A 2,340-nucleotide genomic window follows, 5' to 3' on the forward strand; every position below is an offset into this window, starting at 1 on the left:
AAATCCAAGGGCGCGGTTGGCGCGCTCGACCGCACCGATGCGCGCTTCAAATCGCTGTTCACCTCCGTGCCTGATGGCGGAAAGACCGATTGGGCCGCGTGGGAACAGGCCGGCGAGGCGCTGGTGGCTGAATACAAGGCGATGAACGGCGGCAAGTTGGCGGATTATGCTGTAAGCCACGCCGGTGAAACCGCCTTTCCGCGCTCCTTTCAATTGCTGGGGACAGGCGGCGTGCTGGCGTTTTATGGCGCGTCATCGGGCTATCACCTCAGCTTCATGGGCAAGAAGGGCGGCTCCGACCCTGTCACCATGCTGGCCCGTGCCGGTGTGCGCGGCGGCGAGGCGGTGCTGATTTTTTACGGCCCCGGCACGGCCGCACTGGCTGATGAAACCGGGCTGGAGATGATCGAGGCTGCGCGCGCACTGGGCTGCCGCATCGTCGTCGTCACCAACACCGATGGCCAACGCGAATTCATTCTGTCGCTGGGCTTTGAAGATGCGGTGGCCGGTGTGGTCAGCCTCGAAGGCATCAAGCGGCGGGAGGGCAGCAATTTCGATTGGCCCGACACCATGCCGCGCTTGCCGGTGGCACGCGACGATATCGAGAATTTCCGTGAAGCCGTGCGGCAATTCCAGGACAAGACGCTCAAGCCGTTTGGTAACGCGGTGGGCAAGTTGCTGCGTTCCCCCGACGATCCGCGCGGCAATCCCGATATCGTGCTCGAACGCAGCGGTCAGGATACGCTGGGCGTGACCACCGCCATGGTGAAGCCGTTCACCGGCCGCGTGGTTTACTGTGAAGACATGGCCGGCCAGCGGTATAATTTTTACGCCCCGCAGGTGTGGACGCGCCAGCGCCGCATCGTGATGCCGATGGCGGAGATCCGCGGCACCCACCTGTGCAACGCCTATGAAGTTACCCGCATGAACGACATGATCGCGGCCGGCATTCTGGATGTGACCGAGCCGACCGTGGTGCCGTGGGAAGGCCTGCCCGAAGCGCACCAATCGATGTGGGACAACCGCCACACCGGCGCGACCAATATCGTCAACCATGCACTTCCGGCGACGGGCCTGCGCGGCAAGGACGAGCTGTACGAAGCGTGGGCCGCTTTGAAAGGCCAAGGGGAATGAGCGCGATGTCGAACACCAAGGGCGGCGAACCCGCTGCATCGGGCCGCCTTTCAGGCAAGGTCGCGCTGATTACCGGCGCGGCCGGAAATCTGGGCGGCAGTATCGTGCGGCGCTATCTGGCGGAAGGCGCCACGGTCGTGATGTCGGGCCGCGATGCAGCGCGCACCACGGCGGCGCTGGACGCGGCATTGGCCGACACCGGCGCCAGCGCCGAACGGGCCAGCATCGTCACCATGGACGGTTCCGATATTGAATCGGTGCGCGCCGGCATATCCGAAATCATCGCCCGCCACGGCCGCATTGATGTGCTTGTCAACAACGCCGGTTCGGCTGGGCCCAAACAGGTGCTGGGCGATCTGCCCCTGCTGCGCGAGGAACTCGAAGGCACGCCCGACAGCGAGACCGTGGGCGATGCGGCCCGCAACATCATGGTGGTGGCGTGGAATCTGGTGCGTGCCGCTGCCCCGGCGATGGGCGAGGGCGGCAGCATCATCAACGTCTCCACCATCTTCAGCCGTACCGATTATTTCGGCCGCGCTGCCTACACGGTGCCCAAGGCCGCGCTCAACATCCTTTCCAAGGGGCTGGCCCGCGAGCTTGGCCCGCGCGGCATCCGCGTCAACCAGCTATATCCCGGCCCGATTGCCTCGGAACGTATCCGCACCGTGTTTGCGGCAATGGACAAATTGAAGGGCGATGCGGCTGGCAGCACTGCCAATCATTTCTTTGATCTGATGGCGTTGGAGCGCAGCGTTGACGGTGCTGCCAAAGCCAAAACCTTCCCGACGCCGGCCGACATCGCCAATGCCTGCGTGTTTTTGGGTTCGGACGAATCCGCCGCCTTTGCCGCGCATGATTTTGAAGTGACGCACGGCATGGCTGTGCCACTGGAATCGCGCAGCGAGTTCCTGCACCGGCCCGACATGCGTTCCGTTGACGGTGATGGCCACGGCATATTGATCAGCGCCGGCAACCAGCTTGATGATGCGCTGGCGATTGCCGGTTTGTTCGCCGGGCAGGGTGCGCGCGTGCTGATCGGTTTCCACGCTCAGGCGGCGCTGGACGATGCTGCCGAACGTTTGCCCGCCGGCGTCACCGCGGTGCGCTTCCCGCGCCACGATCACATGGCCATGGATTCAGCGCTGGCAAGGTTCACCGCGCACATCGCCCCGATTGATGGCGCCGTGATCCTGCCAACGCGCGGCC

Annotated in this window: 1 protein-coding gene and 1 pseudogene; both read left to right on the forward strand. The window is 64.4% G+C overall.

The annotated features are described in order from the left end of the window. Nucleotides 1-1,134 (forward strand): annotated as a pseudogene (locus tag ACESL8_RS08970) (acetyl-CoA synthetase); the annotation flags it as partial. Further along, nucleotides 1,131-2,340 (forward strand): SDR family NAD(P)-dependent oxidoreductase (locus ACESL8_RS08975; RefSeq protein WP_372917984.1); only part of this gene is annotated, 1,210 nt, incomplete at its 3' end. The pseudogene ACESL8_RS08970 and the gene ACESL8_RS08975, both read left to right, overlap by 4 nt.

Origin of the sequence: Sandarakinorhabdus sp., assembly GCF_041689835.1 — a bacterium.
GTDB lineage: Bacteria > Pseudomonadota > Alphaproteobacteria > Sphingomonadales > Sphingomonadaceae > Sandarakinorhabdus.